1 rRNA gene is annotated in these 265 nt (G+C 53.2%); it reads right to left on the reverse strand.

From position 1 onward, the window contains the following. Positions 1-26: 26 nt before the first annotated feature. Positions 27-265, reverse strand: a 23S ribosomal RNA gene (locus PGH32_RS24660); the annotation flags it as partial.

Genomic DNA, 265 nt, shown 5'->3' on the forward strand with positions numbered 1-265 from the left:
ACTCACCAGAACGCTTCTGGTGTTGTAAGGTTAAGCCTCACGGGTCATTAGTACCGGTTAGCTCAACGCATCGCTGCGCTTACACACCCGGCCTATCAACGTCGTAGTCTTCAACGTCCCTTCAGGAGACTCAAGGTCTCAGGGAGAACTCATCTCGAGGCAAGTTTCGCGCTTAGATGCTTTCAGCGCTTATCTTTTCCGCACTTAGCTACCGGGCAATGCCATTGGCATGACAACCCGAACACCAGTGGTGCGTTCACTCCGG

This window comes from Erwinia sp. SLM-02 (genome assembly GCF_037450285.1).
Taxonomy (GTDB): Bacteria; Pseudomonadota; Gammaproteobacteria; order Enterobacterales; family Enterobacteriaceae; genus Erwinia.